Origin of the sequence: Hymenobacter oligotrophus (assembly GCF_003574965.1) — a bacterium.
Taxonomy (GTDB): domain Bacteria; phylum Bacteroidota; class Bacteroidia; order Cytophagales; family Hymenobacteraceae; genus Solirubrum; species Solirubrum oligotrophum.
Genome location: NZ_CP032317.1, coordinates 524,869 through 543,407, shown reverse-complemented (window position 1 = coordinate 543,407; position 18,539 = coordinate 524,869). Strand labels below are relative to the sequence as shown.

Below are 18,539 nucleotides of genomic sequence, written 5' to 3'. Positions count from 1 at the left end.
CCCTACACCGTAAAGGGCTGTTGCACATTCTCGAGCACTACTTCGCCATCGAGCAGGCGAATTACGCGGTGGGCGTAGCGGGCATCGTGCTCCGAGTGCGTCACCATCACGATGGTGGTGCCGGCCTCGTTCAGCTCCGTGAGCAGCTCCATTACCTCGTTGCCGTTGCGCGAGTCGAGGTTGCCGGTGGGTTCGTCGGCCAGAATGAGCTTGGGGTTGTTTACCACGGCCCGGGCCACTGCCACGCGCTGCTGCTGCCCACCCGAAAGCTGCTGCGGAAAGTAGTTGCGGCGGTGCATAATCTTCATCTTCTCGAGCACCTGCTCCACGCGCTGCTTGCGCTCGGCTGCGCCCATGCCCAGGTAAATCAGCGGCAGCTCCACGTTTTCGGCCACCGTCAGCTCATCAATCAGGTTGAAGCTCTGGAACACGAAGCCGATGTGCTCTTTGCGCAGCTTGGAGCGCTGCCGCTCGCTTACGTGCGCTACCTCGGTGCCACCAAACCGGAAGCTGCCGCCGTCGGGCTCGTCGAGCAAGCCAATGATGTTCAGCAGCGTCGATTTGCCGCAGCCCGAGGGGCCCATTATGGCCACAAACTCGCCCTCGTTTACCGCGAGCGACACGTTGTTGAGGGCTTTGGTTTGCACCTCGTCGGTGCGGTAAATCTTCTCGAGGTTCTCAATCTTGATCATGGTGGTTGAGGGTATCGGCGTGAGAGAGGTTGTGGAAAAGAGGCGGGTATTGCGGTGTGGTATTGGCCCTAGGTGCAAGCAGCGCCGCAGCGGCAAGGCAGTGCGGTTGGTTGTCACTCACTCACTTAGCATCCGGCGTCGGGTTGCTGTTGCCGCTGCTGCGGGCTGCTCGGCACCTAGGGTTATGGGTTGGCGGGCTTACTCGTGCTTGGCTTCGAGCACCAGCTCGCCCATGTTTTCGTAGCCTTCGTAGCTGGAGGTAATTACCCGGTCGCCGGGCTTTAGGCCTTCCAGCACTTCGTAGAAATCGGGGTTCTGCCGACCTAGGCGGATGTCGGTGCGGTAGGCCTTGGTGCCGTTCTCGTTCACCTTAAACACCCAGTTGCCGCCGGTTTTCTGGTTAAAACCACCCTTGGGCACCCGCACAGCCTGGGTTTGGTCGCTGAGGGCGAGGCGCACGGGCAGGCTTTGCCCGCGCCGAATGTCGGCGGGCGTGGCGCCCACAAACTCCATATCTACCTGCAGGCCTTGGGTTACCTGCGGGTAAATTTTGGTTACCTGCAATTGGTAGGGTTTGCCGTTCACGGCGGCTTCCACCTTCTGGCCGGGGAAGATGCGCGAAATGTAGTATTGGTCGACGGTGGCGCGCACCTTCAGGCCGCTCAGCATATCGAGCTGGCCGATGCGCTGGCCACGGGTTTTTAGCTCCCCTATTTCGGCGTTGAGGGAGGTAATGCGGCCTGCCGCGGGTGCTTTAATCGTGAGGTCGTCGAGCTTGCGACGCATCAGGGCTAGGTTGGCCTGCATGCGCCCCACCGACTGCTCCATTTGGCTGATTTGCAGACGCATGGTTACCGAATCCTGCCGCAGGGCCTGGCGCGTAAGCTGCCGGCGGCGCTGCTGGTATTGGTAGTTGTTCTGGCTCTGCAGAAAATCCTGCCGCGAAATCACCTTTTGCTCGTAGAGCGTCTTGTTCAGGTCGTGCACGCGCTTGGCTTCTTGCAGCTGGTGGTCGATGTCGGCCAGTTGGTTGAGCTGCTGAATGCGGTTTTGCTGCAGCAGGTTGCGCGTGTTGTGCAGGTTGTTCATCAAGTCGAACACGGCCGTTTCACGGTTCACCATCTCCAGCTGCAAGTCGGTGTTGGCCAGTTGAATGATGGGTTGACCGGGTTGCAGCGTGGCGCCGTCTTCCACCAAAATGCGCTGCACGGTGCCGCCCTCTGGGGCATCGAGATAAATCGTTTTGATGGGCATTACCACGCCATCAACCGGCACAAACTCCTGAAACGGCCCGCGCGTAACCTCGCTAATCGTCAGCCGCTCCGGGTCGACGTTGAGTTTAGCGGCACCCGCCGTCGAAAACAAGCCCACCCCTGCCAACACGAGCACCAACACCGCGGCACCTAGGAGGAGCAAGCGGGTTGGGGTCCAGGTTTTCTTTTTGATGATAACGTCCATTGCACTTGATGCGCCGCCTCAAAAGCAGCCACCAACAGCACACGAAGAACAATGCCAAAATCACAAGTACTTTATTTACAATCACTTACATAATAGCTAGCTAACCAAGACGCAACAAGTGTTCGGTTTTGATACACTGTACTGTTCGAATCCGATACACTGCCGGTAGCTGCTGGAATTAAAAAATGGCATTCCTGGGCGGCTGCCGCAGTTTTTCGGAACTTAGTACAGTTTATGCGGGCGGTTGCCGTGCCCAGCTGCCGCTGGGCTCAACCCTCCCCTTTTTTACTCCTAGGTTCAATGGTCCTGAAGAAAGCCCGCGTGTTGGTAGTCGACGACGACACGGACGTGCTGTTCGCCATGCGCATGCTGCTCAAAACCGAAGTGCAGGAAGTAGTAACGGAGAAGAATCCCGAACTGCTGCTCTCGCTCCTGGGCAAGCAGCGCTTCGAGGTCATCTTTCTCGACATGAACTACAAGAGCAACCTAGGCACCGGCAACGAGGGGCTGTATTGGCTGGGGCGTATTCGCGAAAAAGACCCCGCTGCCACGGTTATCATGATTACCGCCCACGGCGAAATCAACACGGCCGTACGCTCGCTTAAGGCCGGCGCCAGCGACTTTGTGGTAAAGCCCTGGCACAACGCCCAACTGCTCGAAACCCTGGAAGCCGCCCTGCAGCAACGCGCCGCCTCCCTCGATAAAACCACCCCGCCCAGCCAAGCGCCCAAACGCCCTGCTTCCTTTGCCGAGGCCGATATCCTAGGTCAGTCCGAGGCCATGCAGGAGGTGTTCTATAAGATCGAAAAGATTGCGCCCACCGAGGCCAACGTGCTCATCCTAGGTGAAAACGGCACCGGCAAGGAGCTTATTGCCAAGGCCCTGCACCAGCAGTCGTACCGCGCGGCGCAGCCCTTTGTTACGGCCGATTTGGCGGCCATGAGCGAGGGCATTTTTGAGAGCGAGCTGTTCGGGCACAAGAAAGGCTCGTTTACCGATGCGCGCGAAGACCGCGTTGGCCGTTTTCAGGCCGCTTCGGGCGGAACGTTGTTTCTTGATGAAATCGGCAATATCTCGCTGCCGCAGCAGGCCAAGCTGCTCACGGTGCTGCAAAACCGCCAAGTAATTCCCCTAGGTAGCAACACGCCGGTGCCCGTCGACATTCGCCTGATTTCGGCCACCAACGCGCCGCTCTACGATATGGCCACGCGCAACGAGTTTCGGCGCGATTTGATTTACCGCCTCAACACCGTAGAAATTACGCTGCCGCCCCTGCGCGCCCGCGCCGACGACGTACTGCTGCTGGCCCGGCACTTCGCCGGCATCTACGCCGAGCGCAACCGCAAGCCAGCGCCCGAGTTCGAGCCCGCCACGCTGCACAAGCTGAAACAGCACCACTGGCCCGGCAACGTGCGCGAGTTGCAGCACGCCGTGGAGCGGGCCGTTATCCTGGCCGAAGGCAACGTACTCCGCCCGCACGATTTTACCTTCTCGCCCATGGAGCAGGCCGCCACAACCGCAGCCCAGCCGCCGTTGCCCGAAGGCCCGCTGCAGCTCAGTGAGGTGGAAAAGAATACCATTTTGCGCGTGATTGAGCGCCACAACGGCAACATTACCAAAGCCGCCAAAGAGCTTGGCCTAACCCGCACGGCCTTGTACCGCCGCCTCGAGAAACATGACCTCTAAGCGCCTCGAAGTTGGCATACTGTTGCGGCTGCTCGGGCTGGCCGTGCTGCTACTAGGTGCCGTACTGGCTGGGGTGCACGGTCGGTATGCTTGGCTGGTGGGGCTGGTATTGTTGGTTGGCTTTGTGTTTTGGGAACTCACGCGCTACGTAACGCGGGGAAACCAAGCCCTGGCCGACTTTCTGCTGGGCGTGAAGTACCGCGACTTTGCGCAGCACTACAACGAGAACCACCCCGACCGCTCGCTGCGCCCATTGCACGCGGCCTTCAACCAGCTTAACAGCACCTACCGGCAGCTCAGTGCCGAGCGCGAGGCGCAGTACACCTACCTTCAAACCCTGCTCGAGCTTATCGACACAGGCATTATTTCGTTCGACGCCGAAGGCCAGGTTGAGTGGCTAAACGACTCCTTCAAGCAAACCCTTGAGCTGCCGTATCTGCACACCATTCAAGCCCTGGAGCGCCGCCAGCCAGTGCTGTACGAAGCCATTGGCCAGCTACAGCCCGGTGCTTCGGCCATAGTAAAGCTTGTTGTTGGGCAGCGCAGCTTGCAATTGCTGCTTTCCTCCACGCGCTTCCGGTTGCAGGATAAGCAGTTCACGTTGGTGGCTTTCAAGAACGTCAGTCAGGCGCTCGACGAAACACAAACCGAAGCTTGGCAGAAGCTGCTGCGCGTGATGACGCACGAAATCATGAACTCGGTGGCTCCCATTGCTTCGCTGGCCGATTCGCTGCGCCGGCACGTGCAGCACGCCCTTGCGCAAGTGCCCGAGCCCTTCAGTACCGACCGCGGCTTGCTCGACGATGTGGAAGAAGGCATAGGCATAATCCAGAACCGCAGCGAAGGGCTACTGCGCTTTGCCGAGGTATACCGCAACTTCAGCAAAATCACTACCCCGCAGCTCGCTGAGGTACGCGTGGCGGAGCTGCTAAGCAGCACCTACCGCTTGCTACAGCCCCAGCTCGCCGAGCAAGGCATCGTCTGCACAGTAACCACAGTCCCGCACGACCTAACGATACAGGCTGATCGGCAGCTAATTGAGCAGGTGCTCATCAACCTCATTCAAAATGCCGCCCACGCCGTGCAGGGCTACCCGCTCCCGCGCATACAGCTCGCGGCTTACCTAGGCGAATTTGGCAGTACCGTTATCGAAGTTGCCGACAACGGCCACGGCATTTCCGCTGATTTACTCGAAAGCATCTTCATCCCGTTTTTCACCACGCGCAAAAACGGCACCGGCATTGGCCTCAGCCTTGCCAAGCAAATCATGCGCTTACACCAAGGCAGCATTCGGGTGCAATCTGCGGTGGCGCAGGGCAGCGTGTTTCGGCTGGAGTTCAGGAGCGCGTAGTTGGCGCTTTGGTTTGGCCCACGTACGCAGAGCTTGGCAGAGGGCTAAAGTTTTGCTTAGCAACGGCCTAACGCCAGAAAGCGCGTAAAACAAAAAAGCCCCGCAGAAGTGCGAGGCTTTAGAGTGATTCCGCTGGGATTCGAACCCAGGACCCATACATTAAAAGTGTATTGCTCTACCAGCTGAGCTACAGAATCGTTTTCTTTGTGGTTTCAGCGACCTGCTGTCGTTGATTGTGGCACAAAAGTAGTAGGTCGAAATTATTGATGCCAAACTTTTCGGCAAAAAAAGTCGCGTTTTTTTGGTTTCTGTGGGCATTTACTTTTCAAGTAGCTAAGGCTCAGGGCCAAAATACCCTAGCTCAGAAAGCGGATTCGCTCTTCGACGCCGGAAAGCCCGCGCAGGCCTACCAACTCTACAAGCGGGTATTGGGCCAAGGGCAAGCTAGCCCCCAAATGCTGCTGCGGCTGGCGGCCGTGCAAGAAAGCCGCGACCAGTACCCTTCGGCGTTGTATTACCTGAATCTGTACCAAGCCCATTACCCCAGCACGGCGGTGTGGCGCAAAATGACGGAGCTGGCCGTGACGCACCGCCTCACCGGCTACCCCAGTACGTGGCGCCAGCAGGTGGCCCTTACGTTTCGGCGCTACTACCCCACCGTGCTGCAAAGTTTGCTCGGGGTTGCGGTGGCCGCCGGTACGTTGCTGGTGCTGCGGCGCCGGGGTGCCGCGCGCGGTTGGTGGTTGCTTTACGGCGTGTACTTGGTGCTGGTCGGCGCTTTTCTGAACGTGTTCGACACGCCCGCAACGGGGTTGGTGTGCCAACCCAGGGCCGTGCTCATGACGGCGCCCAGCGCCGGCGCAAGCTGGCTGAGTACCGCTGCCGCCGGCGACCGGCTGCTCGTGCAAGGGCAAGAAGACATTTGGTTTCGGGTGCTGTGGCGCGGGCGCACGGCCTACATCCGGCAACACGATTTGGTGCTGATTAACTAACACCAACGCGCCCTAGGTGCCGAGCCAGACCACACCTAGGGCAGGCGTACAGCTTGGCGCGCGAGGCCGCTCCTAAAGCTTCATGCGGCCGACTGTTGCCCTGCCTCCCCAAAACACAAGCCGGCGTGCCCACCTAGGGCACGCCGGCTTGTGTTTTGGGGAGGCACAAAAGATATTCTTAGCGCACGGGCGAGTCTTTTTCTTTTTTGAACTCGTTGAGCACCAATTTGTCCATGATGCTGGCGGGCAACCACTTGTTTAAGAACACGGTGAGTTTGCCCTTGCCCGTGAGCACCAACGCTGGCGTGCGTGCCCGCACGGCGCGCAGGATGTGTTGGGCTACTTCGGCGCTGGTCATCATGCTGGCTTCGTCGCGCGGCGACTCGCCTTGCTGCGAGCCATCGGCGGCCAGGGCGGTGTTGCGGATGTTGGAGGCCGTGAAACCCGGGCACGCGGTAAGTACGTGCACGCCCTGCGGCATCAGCTCCGTGCGCAACGATTCCAGAAAACCGTTCATGGCAAACTTCGAAGCCGAATAACCGGTGCGGCCCGGCAGGCCCCGGTAGCCGGCAATGCTCGAAATGCCCACCACGCTGCCGCGGGTGCGCTGAATGTAGGGCAGCGCGTATTTGGTGGTGTAAACCGTGCCGAAAAAGTTGGTTTGCATCAGCTTGCGGATAACGTCCAACGACGCATCGGCAAACGTGGCGCGCATGGAAATCCCGGCGTTGTTAACGAGCACATCGAGCTGCCCAAACGCGGCAACGGTTTCGGCCACGGCGCGCTGGCAGTCGGCTTCGTCGCCCACATCGGCCCGAATGGCGAGGCAATTGATGCCCAGCTGCTTCAATTGTTGAGTGGTTTGTTGCAAACGGGCTTCATCGCGGCCGGTGAAGGCCACGCGGGCACCGGCTTGCCCAAAAACCAGGGCGCACGCTTGGCCAATGCCCGAGGTGCCGCCCGTAATAAGTACTACTTTTCCTTGCATGCTAAGTGGCTGGCGGCGCCCCTAGGTAGCCAGGGCGACACGCGGCAAAGCTACAGGCTTTTCGGCAGGCCGCCCGCCTTGCGGCCGGTTTGCTACGGCAACCTAGCACTTATGTTACGTGCGGCTGCATTTAGTCGCTACATTTAGGCAAAAGATTGTACCTGCCTTTACGGCTTTGCTATGACAACACCTCTACGCCTGCGGCGCTGGTCGACGGCTTGGTTTATACCTGTGGCCTTGTTTTGGGCCGGAAGCGCGCAAGCGCAATGCCCGGCCACCCCAAGCGCGTGCACGCCGGGCTCGGCACCCAGCACGTCGTACGCCTTCAACATGGGCATTTTCAACGTAACGCTGGGCAACATTACCAACACCACCCTCGGCGTGCAGGAGGGCTACCGCGATTATGCGTGTACCATCGGTACAAGTTTGGTGATAGGCCAGGACTACCCGATAGCCGTGCGCACCAACGCCTCGGTAAACGAGCACGTGCGCGTGTGGATTGACCTTAACAACGACGGGCAGTTCAGCAACACCTCCACCGGCAGCGGCGGCGAGTTGGTGTTTAGCGCTTCGGGCAAGGGCGTGCAAAGCGGCACCGTGCGGGTGCCGGCCGGCGCTACCCTTGGCACGGCTCTGCGCATGCGCGTGTCGGCCGATTACGTGAACGCGCCCGAGCCCACTCCTTGCTCCACCTCGCAGTACTCCCAAACCGAGGACTACCGCGTAACGCTGCAAGCCAACACGCAGGCGCCCGTTGCGTCCTTCGTGGCCGACCGCACCACCACGTGCTCGGGCTGCGTGCAGCTTACCGACCAAAGCACCAACGCGCCAACTAGTTGGCTGTGGGACTTCGGCGACGGCACTACCTCCACGCAGCAAAACCCCAACAAGTGCTACGCCCAGCCCGGCACGTACAGCGTTACGCTCACGGCTACCAACAGCGCGGGTACCAACACGGTAACGCGCGCCAACTACATCCGCTACGACAACCAATTGCCGGCAGCGGCCAGCTGCACGCCGCAAACCAGCAATGCCTGCTGCGGTTACGGCATTACGCAGGTGCAGTTGGGCACCCTCACCAACACCGCCACCAACCCCACCGCGGGCTACCAGGATTTTACTTGCACGGGCAAGGTTACCCTAACCGAAGGCAATCGTTACACCCTTACGCTGCAAACCGGCACCAACAACCAGGATACGCGCGTGTGGCTCGACACCAACAACGACGGGCAATTTGCGAACAGCGAACTGCTGCTTACCTCGCTAAATCAGCCGTCACCGGTTAGGGGCACCATCACCATTCCGGGCGCAGCCCAGAAGAACGTGCCGCTGCGCCTGCGCATTATGTCGGACTTTGTGGGCTCGGGCTTCAATGCCTGCTCCAACCTGCAACACGGCCAAACCCACGACTACAGCGTGCTGGTACAAGCTAACACCCAGCCCCCGGTTGCCGAGTTCAGCTCCGATTACGCCAACACTTGCACGAGCACGGTGCGCTTCAGCGACGACAGCCAGAACCTGCCTACCAGCTGGCTCTGGAACTTCGGCGACGGCAACACCTCCACGCAGCAAAACCCCACGCATACCTACACCAAATCGGGCGTGTTCGATGTCAGCCTGACCGTTACCAACAGTTTCGGCGTGCAAAGCATCACGAAGCGCCGGCACGTGGCCCTTACGGTGCCGTGTGTGCAGTACTGCGCCTCCAACGGCACCAACCAAGGCGTTTGGATAACCAACGTAAGCCTGAACGGCGGCCATTTGACCACGCCGTACAGCAACGCTTCGGGCGCCAACAGCGGCGGCTACGGCAACTTTACGCGCGAAGTAATAGACCTGCGTACGGGCCTGAACTACACCCTGAGCGTGGCGGCCTCTACTAATTTTGGCCGCACCGTAACGGCCTGGATCGACTACAACCGCGACGGGGTTTTCGAATCGGTGGAAATGGTGCTGAACGCCACCACCAACGGCACCACTACCGGCTCGTTTTTGGTGCCTGTTACCCCCACCACTATCGGTTTCACGCGCATGCGCGTGGTGATGCGCCTCAATACCAATTTCGCTTTCCCGTGCATCACCAACCAGCTTAACTCCGAAACGGAGGATTACTCCATTAACATCACCTCGGCGCTGCCCGTGCGCGAGCCGAAAGCCATGGCGGGGTTGGCCGTGTTTCCGAACCCCACCACCGATGGCCTGCTGACGCTGCAACTGCCCGCGGCCCCGGCCGGCTCCTACACCGCCGCCCTCGAAACCCTCCTAGGTAGCGAAGTACGGCGGCAGGCCGTGCAGCTAGGAGGTGCCAAAGCCGCCACGCTCGATTTGTCGGCGGTGGCGCAGGGCGTGTACCTGCTGCGCCTCACGGCTCCCAACGGCGAGCAAGTAACCCGGCGCGTGGTGCGCAACTAATACGGCGCCTGAGCGGCGGGCCGCTGCGAGCCAGCGGCCCGCCGCCGGTGTCTTCATGAGCTTCTCTCTTAGGCATTATATGATGAAATCTTTACTCCGCTTTGGAGCTTTGTGGTTTGTACTGTTTCTGTGGAGTGGCAGCGCCGCCCTAGGTTCGCACTTGCTGGGCGGCGAAATGCAGTACAAGTTTTTGGATGCCAACGGCCCGCAGGCGGCGCCGTTTCGCTACCAAATTACGGTGGTGGTGTACGTGAACTCCGACAGCCCGGCCACCCCGAACGGCCTGGGCCGCCCCGATGTGGATGTATCCATCTACAACAAATCGCCGCTGTCTAACGCCCGCATTCCGCTCACAACCGTCAACAGCCCGTTTGCTACGGGTGGCCTCTTGCGCATTCCGCGCACCAGCACGGTCCGCATCAACCCCAGCTTGCCGGGGGGCTGCACCATTCCGGGCGGCAACGTACCGGTTACGCTGGCCAAGTACACGGCCGTGGTAAACCTGCCGGTTTCGTTTGAGGGCTACTACGCTTTCTACAGCGACATTGCCCGCAACAACGACGTGAACAACATCGTCAGCCCGGGCAACACCAACATGTCGTTGTACACGGAAATGGCCCCGCCGCTCATTCCGAACACCTCGCCGGTTTTTTCGGATACGGCCGTGGTGGTGGTATGCCAGGGCGATACGACTGTTATCATCAACAACGCTTTCGACGCCGACGGCGACCGGCTGATTTACACCTTCGGCACGCCAGCGGCGGGCAATGCCCCTTTCCCCAACTTTGTGCTGCCGCCGGTGCCGGTTCAGTACCTGCCGGGCTTTAGCGCCGTGAATCCGTTTGGGCCGGGCGTGGGCAACTACGCCGCCCTCAATGCCAGCACCGGCATTGCCCGGTTTGCCGCTACCAACATGGGCAAGTACGTGGTGGCCATTGATGTGAAGGAGTACCGGCGCATCAACGGTACCGAAGTGCAAGTGGGCACCACCCGGCGCGACGTGCAGCTGGTGGTGCGGCCCTGCGCGCCCAACCGAAGTCCGCAGTTTACGCAGGCAACCCTAGGTCAGCGCACGTTTACCATCGAAGAGGGCCAAACACTGGCCTTTAATTTGGCCGCCACCGATGCCGACAACAACCCCGTGAGCCTGCGCGTGAACAGCGGCTTGCTCGACGGGGCCAACGGGTTCAACGCCACGTTTGCCGGTTCGCCAGGCACCATCGCACCCGGCGCCAGCACCGGCACGGTTACCGTATCGGGCAACGGCAACGCCAGCGGGCAGTTCAGCTTTACGCCGCGCTGCGGCGAGGCCCGCCCCAACCCCTACGACGTGGCCGTAACGGCTACCGATGCGGCCTGCGGCTCGAAAACCGTGGCCGAGGTATTTCAGATTTTTGTAACGAAAACCGCTGCTCCCACGGGCCTCACGGGCACGCAGGAGCTCTGCGACCTTTCGCGCACGTATACCTACACCGCCGCGGGCCCGGCCCCAACCAACGGCTACAGCTGGCGCGTGCAGGGCGGTGTTATTCAGGGCCCGAGCAACGGCTCCTCGGTACAAGTGCTGTGGAACGGCAGCGGCCAAGGGCGGGTATCGGTGCGCAACCGCTCCGCGCTGGGCTGCCTCAGCGACTCGGCTACCAGCGTCATCAACATTCTGCCGGCGGTTGCCCTGGGCGTTACGCCTTCGGCGCCAACTATTTGCGCGGGCCAGCCCGTAACCCTCACGGCCAGCGGCGCCAGCACCTTTGTGTGGACGGGCGATGGGCAAACCTTCACGGGCAGCAGCATCACGGTGTCGCCCACGCGAACCACCACTTACACCGTAACCTCGCCGGGCGCGCCGTGCTCCAACGGCCGCGTTACGGTAACGGTAAATCCGGCTGTGGTAGCCAACGCGGGGCCAAACCGGGCCCTGTGCTCGGGCGAGCAAACCACCCTAGGTAGCGCAGCCGTAACCGGCTACACGTACCAGTGGAGCCCGGCCGCCGGCCTCAGCAGCCCCACGGCGGCGCAGCCCGTATTCAGCCAAACGCTGGCCGCGGGCGCGGTCCCGCAAACGCTTACCTACACGGTGGTGGCTACCTCGGCGCAGGGTTGCAGCGCCGCCAGCCAAGTAATAGTTACCCTGAACCCCGCCGCCACTGCCGATGCCGGCCCCGATGTAACGGTGTGTGCCGGCCAGCGGGTGCGCTTGGGCGCGGCCGCCCTAGGTGGCTACACGTACCAGTGGAGCCCGGCCGCCGGCCTGAGCAGCGCGGCCACGGCGCAGCCCACATTTACGGCCCCCAACGTAGCCACTTCGCAAACTCTGAAGCTGTTCCTGACGGCCACCACGGCCCAGGGCTGCTCGGCCCGCGACTCGGTGCTGGTGCGCGTAAACCCGCGCCCGGAGGCCGACCCCATTCAGGGCAGCGCCTCGGTTTGTCCGCAGGCTAGCGGGGTTGCGTACAGCATCAGCAACCCGCGCGGCACGGGCTATCAGTGGCTTGTGGAGGGCGGCACCATCAGCGGCGGCCAAGGCACCAGCAGCGTTACCGTAAACTGGGGCAATACCAACGCCAACGCCAGCCTGCGCGCTTTCCGCTTCAACCAAGCGGGCTGTTCTTCCGACACGGTGGTGTTCCCGGTGCGCATCAACCAGCTGCTGGCTACCGCGCGCCCCACCGGCCCCACGCGCGTGTGCCAAACCGATGGCCCCTTTACCTACCAAACGCAATTCACCAACGGCTCGAGCTACGCCTGGCAAATTATCGGCGGCACGCAGGTGGGCACCAACCAAGCCAGCCTGCAAGTACAGTGGACGCGCCCCGGCACGGGCAAAATTGTGGTAACCGAAACCAGCCAACCGGGCTCGGTGCGCTGCCTTGGCACCTCCGATACCTTGTACGTAACGGTGCTGCCCTCCCCGGCGGCCGCGGCCATTGCCGGACCTAGGCGCGTGTGCGCCGGCGCGGGCTCGGTAAGCTTCTCAGTGCCGGGCGCCAGCACCTCCACGTTTGCGTGGGCAGTGCAGCAAGGCAGCGGAGCCCCCGTGGCGCTGGCCGCCACGGGCACCACGGCCACGTTTGCGGTGCCGGCTCCTGCCGCCGTAACGGCCCCCGTAACCTACACCCTCACGGTGCGCGAAACCAACGACCTAGGGTGCACGGGCGTGCCTGCTACCTTCCAGTTCACGGTGCTGCCGCAGCTTACGCCGGCGGCCGTGGCGGGCCCGCGCAGTGTATGCCCTGGTTCGTTTACGGGCCTAGGCTACTCGCTGGCCGGCACCGCCGGCAGCACGTACCAATGGACGATTACGGGCGGCACCGTGGTGAGCGGCCAGGGCACCGAGCGGGTGCAGGTCGATTTCGATGCCACGGCCACTGCCCGCAGCGTGTCGGTAACGGAGTCGTCGGCGGTGGGCTGCGCGGCTACGTTCAACGTAGTACTCGACAATGCTACCGTGGCCCTGAACACGGCTTCGGTTGATTTGCAGGACGACCGCCGCATTACGCTGGCGCTCAACGTGCCCAACAACGCCAACTCGCCCAACCAGGTACGCATCATGCGCCGCGACGCCGGCACCACCACGGCTTTTGTGCAGGTGGGCACCGTGGCCAACACCGCCGCCGCTTACACCGATGCCGGCGTAAACGCCGATGACAAGGCCTACGAATACCGCCTCGACTTGGTAAACGCCTGCGGCACCACCCTCAGCAGCACCCAACACACCACCATGCGCCTGGAGCTTACCGGCGCCGACCCCGGCCAGGCCCGCACCGAAGGCAAAGTGGCCCTGCGATGGAGCGCCTACCTAGGCTTTCCGGTGGCGCGCTACGAGGTGTACCGCACCGCCGACGGCGGCCAGCTGCAACTCATAACCACCGTGCCGGCCACGGCCAGCAGCACCTACACTGCCAGCTTTGCCAGCAGCCTTGCCGGCTTCAACCAGGGCTTCCGCGTGAAGGCCATTGGCACGCAGGCGCAGCCCCGCGAGGCGTGGTCGAACCAGGCCGACGCGTTGTTTGAAAACCAGCTGGCGTTCTACAACGTGATTACGCCCAACGGCGACGGGCTCAACGACGTGTTCTTCATCCGGAGCGTGGAGCTGTACCCCGGCAACAGCTTTGCGGTGTTCAACCGTTGGGGCAAGCAGGTGTACCGCACCAGCAACTACCGCAACACCTGGGGCGCCGACAACCAGCCCGCCGGCTCCTACTACTTCGAGTTCAAGCAGAGCAACGGCCAAACCACCAAAGGCTGGTTTGAGGTAGTGCGCTAACAAATGCTAGCAGGCACAAACAAAAAAACGCTCCCACCCGGGGGCGTTTTTTGTTTGCGGCCAATCCCGGTTTTATCCTGTAACTAGTGCCCATGCGCTCCGTGCTACTATTTCTGATGTTGCTTGTTAGCTTTTGCGCAACAAGCCAGGCTATTCACAACCTCAGCTTCGAGCCCGAAGCCAACCGCCGGCAGCCGTTGCTAATGTGGGCGCACCGCGGCAGCCAGGCCATTCGGCTCTCAATTGATACCACCCAAGCCAGGCAAGGCCGCGGCAGCTTGCTGATTGACGCCACCCGCGCCTCCGCGCCCGTGCGCCTGGCCTTTGTGCAGGGCCAACGCTGGGGCTACCTCGATGCGAACGGCAAAGTGGCTATTGCTCCGCGCTTTGTGCGCGCACAACCGTTTTCGGAAGGGCTGGCCGCTGTGCGCCAACACGGCCGCTACGGGTACATCGATGCCCAGGGGGCGTTTGCAATTGCAGCGGCCTACGATTACGCAGAGCCCTTCCGGCACGGCTACGCCACGGTGTGGCGCAACGGCACGCCCTTGCTTATCAACCCGACAGGCCAGGTGCAGTTCCAGGGCGCGTACCAAAGCTGGGAAACTCACTTTGGCGAAGCAGGCCCGGATTACCTTATTGCTACCACGCGCACGGGCCGGCAAGGCGTGCTGAGTCCGCAAGGCCGGCTGTTGATTGATACGGTGTACAGCGCCATCAGCGCATTTAGCCACGAGCGGGCGATAGTAACCGAATGGCTGCTGCCCAACGTCCCCGACGAAAAATACCGCTCGGCCGGCCGGGGCGTAATCGATTGGCAGGGCCGGCTGGTAGTGCCCTTCGGGCGTTACCACCAAATCGAGCCTTTTCAGGAGGGTTTGGCAAAGGTCGACATTCCTGCTTCCTCGCCCACGGCAACCGATGACGATGGGTTTATCAATCCTGCGGGCGAGCTGGTGTTGCGGCTGCCGGCCACGCAAATGCGCGTAGCGCACGAGGCCTCCGGTTTCGGCAGCGGTGTAGTGGCCGTTGAAACGTACCGGGGCCAATCGTACCGGCGGCAGCAGCGCACCAAGCAAGTGGGCCTGATGGATGTACGGGGCCAGCTGTTGTTCAGCAGCAAAGACCTGATCCGCTTGGCGCCGTACCCCGCCAACCAAACCATCGCCCAAACTTCAAAAGGCCAGTGGCAGGTGCTGGATAAGCGGGGCCGCTTGCTTAATACCGCTGTAATTGAGGAAATATATTTCGAAAGAAATCACTCGTCGGACGATGTCTTCGCTGGCGGATGGGCCTTGGTGCGCACCGCTGCCGGTATTGGCGCCATCGATACCAGCGGGCGTTTCGTGCTGGGGCCGCGGGAGTTTCCGTTTTCCTTCGACGATGCTTTTCGCCTAGGCAACCGTTTGTACTTCAGCGTCAACGTAAGCCAAGCAGAAAATCAGTACGATTACCGGATCGGCTACTGGGACTTGAAAACCAACGCCCTTGTCAGCCCGCGCTTCCAGCAAATTGGCGAGCCGGCGGGCACCGGCACCGAGCTTAGGCTGGCGGTGCTCGACAACCGGTTGGCTTACATCGATGCTGCCGGAACCGTGGTATGGCAACAACCGCCCGGCGATACGCTTGCCCAGGTTGCCCTAAACCTCGATTACATGCGCCGGGCAACCTACGGTGCCGCCTCGCCGGCCGAGCTAGAGCGTTACGGCGGTGTGGGCGGCCACGCCAAGTCGACCAATAAGCCGCAGCCAATCGGTGAGTTATCCTTTCGGGCCGGCGCGCTCAGCTTTACGGTGCCGCCACAACCCAGCTCACCGGCAACCGGGGCGCGCGCGGCCGCCGTTATGCAGCTGGCCAACACCACCGCCGACACGGTCTTTTTCAGCGCGCAGGACGGCTTGTTGTACCTCACGGTGCAGGCCCTCAACCCCGCGGGGCAATGGCAGGATATTGAGTACGTGCCCGGCAGCTCCTGCGGCAACAGCGACCACACGGTTTATTTGCCCGCCAGCCACTACTGGCAGTTTGCGGCCCCGGCTTTCGAGGGCGAATTTCAAACGAAGTTGCGGGCCAAAGTTCTGGTGAAGCGCAGCCGCAACCCCGACGACTTTGAGCAAGTTGTTTTGTACAGCAACGAGTTTATGGGCGGCGTAAATCCGGGGCAGTTTTGGCGCAAACTCGAGTATGTTTCTTCGGGCATTATGGACCCTTACCGGGAATAAAGCAAACGGCACCTAGGGAAAAGCCAAGCGATAAGGTGGCAGCTGCTGAGGCACATGGGTGCCATCCGAAATCCGGGCGAGCGGCCTCCTCCACAACCATCCGTGGGCTATCTTTGCGCTTGTGAATCAAGTAATGCCCAATCCGAAGAAGATCCCCGCGGAGGACCTCCGCGAAGTGGTAATACAAGACATGGTAGCCGAGGGCAAATGCCTTGTGCGCCACAACAACCTCGTCATTTTCGTGTCGGGTGTGGCGCCCGGCGACGTGGTCGACCTGCGCATCACCAAGTCGAAAAAGAGCTTTCTGGAAGCCGTGCCCGTGCACTTCCACAAGTACTCGGAGCTGCGCGTGCAACCCTTCTGCCTGCACTTTGGCACCTGCGGGGGCTGCAAGTGGCAGCACCTAGGCTACGAAACCCAGCTGCAGTACAAGCAGCAACAGGTGGAGGACACCCTGCAGCGCATTGGCAAGGTTGAGCTGCCCGAGATTATGCCCATCCTTGGCTCAAAGGAAACCACCTATTACCGCAACAAGCTGGAGTACACCTTCAGCTACAACGGCTGGTTGACCTCGGAGCAGATTGCCGACGAAACCCAGCAGTACGACCGCCGCGTACTGGGCTACCACCTGCCCTCGCGCTTCGATAAGATCATCGACATTCAGCACTGCTGGCTGCAGCCCGACCCGAGCAACCAGATTCGCCTGGCGTTCCGCGACTACGCGCGCACCAACAACCTGCGCTTCGGCAACCTGATGAAGCACACCGGGCTGCTGCGCACGCTCACCATTCGCACGGCCAAGAGCACTGGCGAAATCATGGTGGTGGCCGCGTTCTACCGCCAGCACCAAATGATTCCGGTGATTCTGGACCACCTGCTGGAGCTGTTCCCGGAAATCACGTCGATGAACTACGTGCTCAACGACAAGGGCAACGACTCGCTCGACGGCCTGGAAGTGGTGTGCTACAAAGGCCTGCCCTACATCCACGAGGAGATGGAAGGCTTGCGCTTCCGGGTGGGGCCGAAGTCGTTCTACCAAACCAACTCCGAGCAAGCCTACGAGCTGTACAAAATTGCCCGCGACTTTGCCGGCCTCACCGGCTCGGAGCTGGTGTACGACCTCTACACCGGCGCCGGCACCATTGCCAACTTCGTAGCCAAGCAGGCCCGCGAGGTAATCGGCGTGGAGTACGTGGCGCAGGCCATCGAAGACGCTAAGCTGAACTCGCAAATCAACGGCGTACAGAACACCAAGTTCTACGCCGGCGACATGAAGGATGTACTCACCAAGGAGTTTACCGACGAGCACGGCCGCCCCGATGTTATCATCACCGACCCGCCCCGCGCCGGCATGCACGCAGATGTGGTAAACCGCCTCATCGAGCTGCGCGCCCCGCGCATCGTGTACGTGAGCTGCAACCCCGCCACCCAAGCCCGCGACCTGGAGCTGCTGGCCGACACCTACCGCGTTACGCGCGTGCAGCCGGTGGATATGTTCCCGCACACGCACCACGTGGAGAACGTGGTGCTACTGGAGCTGAAGTAGTCTGCGGTATTGTAATGCTGAGCGCAGCCGGAGCATCTGCTTTGGCTGCGCTTTTTTATCGAGTTTGCATTTCTTTTATGGCTAATCAACTTTAACTCTACCTTTTAAAATTTCGGTAACGCGACAAAGTAGCGACTTTGAGCTCCTCGCTTATGTATGGTGGGACTATGGACCGACTACATGATAATTGCTAAGCACAGGTATAGCTAAATAAGCATGAGGCGAACAGATTTGGCGACATCCATCAAGACTGGCGTCCTGGTGCACAAACGAGACTGGGCAGGTGACCTAGTTGGACTTATTCAGGTTTCTGGGCTTTGGATTATAAGCTCCTTTTTGCTGTTTCAGCAAGGTGGTATGGGTACGAAATGGCCATTATATTTTCTGGTAGCCTGTAGTATGCCAGCTTATGCGGTATACTGCTTGCGGCACGAAAATGACCTAACGGTTATTAAAAGCGGTCTTGGCGCAACTGAAAACCAAAGGCTTGTAGAGTTAGCAATACAAAAGCTCGGCTGGCAAATCATTTCCAATACCCGCTACTGTATTACCGCTGGTGCCAACAACAAATGGTGGAGGGGCGCAGGGCAAACGCTCACGGTATTGCTAGATCAGGACAATATTTACCTGAATGTTGTGCACGGTGGCACAGTAAAAGCCAGACTACCTTTCTATTTTGGCTCTAATCAACGCAAGCTGAAACGTCTGATAGCAACAATCAACATGATGCAGTTACTGCATAATCCCATGCCAACAACCTGAGTGGCGTGGCAAGCGCTACGGTGCTGCGCCTGCTCATATCGCGCATCAACCAGCACTTGGCCGCAGCCTAGGTAAGGTGCACCGCACGACCTAGGCAAGAGCTGCCATTGGGCGCGGCAAACAACCCGACAACTGCACCACATGCGTTTCGGATAATACCTACTAT

Annotated in this window: 11 protein-coding genes and 1 tRNA gene; 8 read left to right on the top strand and 4 right to left on the bottom strand. The window is 60.7% G+C overall.

Translation table 11 applies throughout. The features are described 5' to 3' along the window. Positions 1-2 precede the first annotated feature (2 nt). The gene (locus D3Y59_RS02240) at positions 3-692 is read right to left on the bottom strand and encodes an ABC transporter ATP-binding protein (RefSeq protein ID WP_119443563.1); all 690 of its coding nucleotides are present in this window, start codon (positions 690-692) and stop codon (positions 3-5) included. A 198-nt stretch (positions 693-890) separates the two neighbouring features. Beyond that, on the bottom strand, positions 891-2,150 hold the full coding sequence (locus D3Y59_RS02235) for an efflux RND transporter periplasmic adaptor subunit (RefSeq protein ID WP_119443562.1): 1,260 nt from the start codon (positions 2,148-2,150) through the stop codon (positions 891-893). A 300-nt stretch (positions 2,151-2,450) separates the two neighbouring features. Between D3Y59_RS02235 and D3Y59_RS02230 the strand changes: the two genes are divergently transcribed. Further along, a complete protein-coding gene (locus D3Y59_RS02230; protein WP_119443561.1) occupies positions 2,451-3,836 on the top strand; it encodes a sigma-54-dependent transcriptional regulator in 1,386 nt (461 codons plus the stop codon). Next, the gene (locus tag D3Y59_RS02225) at positions 3,826-5,187 is read left to right on the top strand and encodes a sensor histidine kinase (RefSeq protein ID WP_119443560.1); all 1,362 of its coding nucleotides are present in this window, start codon (positions 3,826-3,828) and stop codon (positions 5,185-5,187) included. Before D3Y59_RS02230 ends, D3Y59_RS02225 begins: the two co-directional genes overlap by 11 nt. A gap of 124 nt (positions 5,188-5,311) precedes the next feature. On the opposite strand, the gene D3Y59_RS02220 is transcribed toward D3Y59_RS02225, so the two are convergent. Beyond that, a tRNA-Lys gene (locus tag D3Y59_RS02220) sits at positions 5,312-5,384 on the bottom strand. Between the two features lie 69 nt (positions 5,385-5,453). On the opposite strand from D3Y59_RS02220, the gene D3Y59_RS02215 reads away from it, so the two are divergent. Beyond that, the gene (locus tag D3Y59_RS02215; protein WP_119443559.1) at positions 5,454-6,179 is read left to right on the top strand and encodes a tetratricopeptide repeat protein; all 726 of its coding nucleotides are present in this window, start codon (positions 5,454-5,456) and stop codon (positions 6,177-6,179) included. Positions 6,180-6,357: 178 nt separating this feature from the next. Here the strand turns inward: D3Y59_RS02215 and D3Y59_RS02210 are convergent, their stop codons facing one another. Then, positions 6,358-7,167: an SDR family oxidoreductase gene (locus tag D3Y59_RS02210; protein WP_119443558.1), complete on the bottom strand. Its 810-nt coding sequence runs from the start codon at positions 7,165-7,167 to the stop codon at positions 6,358-6,360. A 180-nt stretch (positions 7,168-7,347) separates the two neighbouring features. On the opposite strand from D3Y59_RS02210, the gene D3Y59_RS02205 reads away from it, so the two are divergent. From D3Y59_RS02205 to D3Y59_RS02185, 5 genes are all read left to right on the top strand, one after another. After that, on the top strand, positions 7,348-9,579 hold the full coding sequence (locus tag D3Y59_RS02205) for a GEVED domain-containing protein (protein ID WP_119443557.1): 2,232 nt from the start codon (positions 7,348-7,350) through the stop codon (positions 9,577-9,579). 79 nt (positions 9,580-9,658) lie between these two features. Beyond that, entirely contained in the window at positions 9,659-13,843 is a 4,185-nt protein-coding gene (locus tag D3Y59_RS02200; protein WP_162910488.1) for a T9SS type B sorting domain-containing protein, read from the top strand. A 92-nt stretch (positions 13,844-13,935) separates the two neighbouring features. Beyond that, positions 13,936-16,065, top strand: coding sequence for a WG repeat-containing protein (locus D3Y59_RS02195; RefSeq protein WP_119443555.1), 2,130 nt, complete (start codon positions 13,936-13,938; stop codon positions 16,063-16,065). A 133-nt stretch (positions 16,066-16,198) separates the two neighbouring features. Continuing rightward, positions 16,199-17,611, top strand: a complete 1,413-nt coding sequence (gene rlmD, locus D3Y59_RS02190) for a 23S rRNA (uracil(1939)-C(5))-methyltransferase RlmD (RefSeq protein WP_119443554.1) — start codon at positions 16,199-16,201, stop codon at positions 17,609-17,611. 231 nt (positions 17,612-17,842) lie between these two features. Then, the gene (locus D3Y59_RS02185; protein ID WP_162910487.1) at positions 17,843-18,373 is read left to right on the top strand and encodes a hypothetical protein; all 531 of its coding nucleotides are present in this window, start codon (positions 17,843-17,845) and stop codon (positions 18,371-18,373) included. Positions 18,374-18,539 lie beyond the last annotated feature (166 nt).

What these genes read in the sequence shown, in the direction of transcription:
- D3Y59_RS02240 (WP_119443563.1), bottom strand. Translation starts at nt 692, where the DNA reads ATGATCAAGATTGAGAACCTCGAGAAGATTTACCGCACCGACGAGGTG.
- D3Y59_RS02235 (WP_119443562.1), bottom strand. Translation starts at nt 2,150, where the DNA reads ATGGACGTTATCATCAAAAAGAAAACCTGGACCCCAACCCGCTTGCTC.
- D3Y59_RS02230 (WP_119443561.1), top strand. Translation starts at nt 2,451, where the DNA reads ATGGTCCTGAAGAAAGCCCGCGTGTTGGTAGTCGACGACGACACGGAC.
- D3Y59_RS02225 (WP_119443560.1), top strand. Translation starts at nt 3,826, where the DNA reads ATGACCTCTAAGCGCCTCGAAGTTGGCATACTGTTGCGGCTGCTCGGG.
- D3Y59_RS02215 (WP_119443559.1), top strand. Translation starts at nt 5,454, where the DNA reads ATGCCAAACTTTTCGGCAAAAAAAGTCGCGTTTTTTTGGTTTCTGTGG.
- D3Y59_RS02210 (WP_119443558.1), bottom strand. Translation starts at nt 7,167, where the DNA reads ATGCAAGGAAAAGTAGTACTTATTACGGGCGGCACCTCGGGCATTGGC.
- D3Y59_RS02205 (WP_119443557.1), top strand. Translation starts at nt 7,348, where the DNA reads ATGACAACACCTCTACGCCTGCGGCGCTGGTCGACGGCTTGGTTTATA.
- D3Y59_RS02200 (WP_162910488.1), top strand. Translation starts at nt 9,659, where the DNA reads ATGATGAAATCTTTACTCCGCTTTGGAGCTTTGTGGTTTGTACTGTTT.
- D3Y59_RS02195 (WP_119443555.1), top strand. Translation starts at nt 13,936, where the DNA reads ATGCGCTCCGTGCTACTATTTCTGATGTTGCTTGTTAGCTTTTGCGCA.
- rlmD (WP_119443554.1), top strand. Translation starts at nt 16,199, where the DNA reads ATGCCCAATCCGAAGAAGATCCCCGCGGAGGACCTCCGCGAAGTGGTA.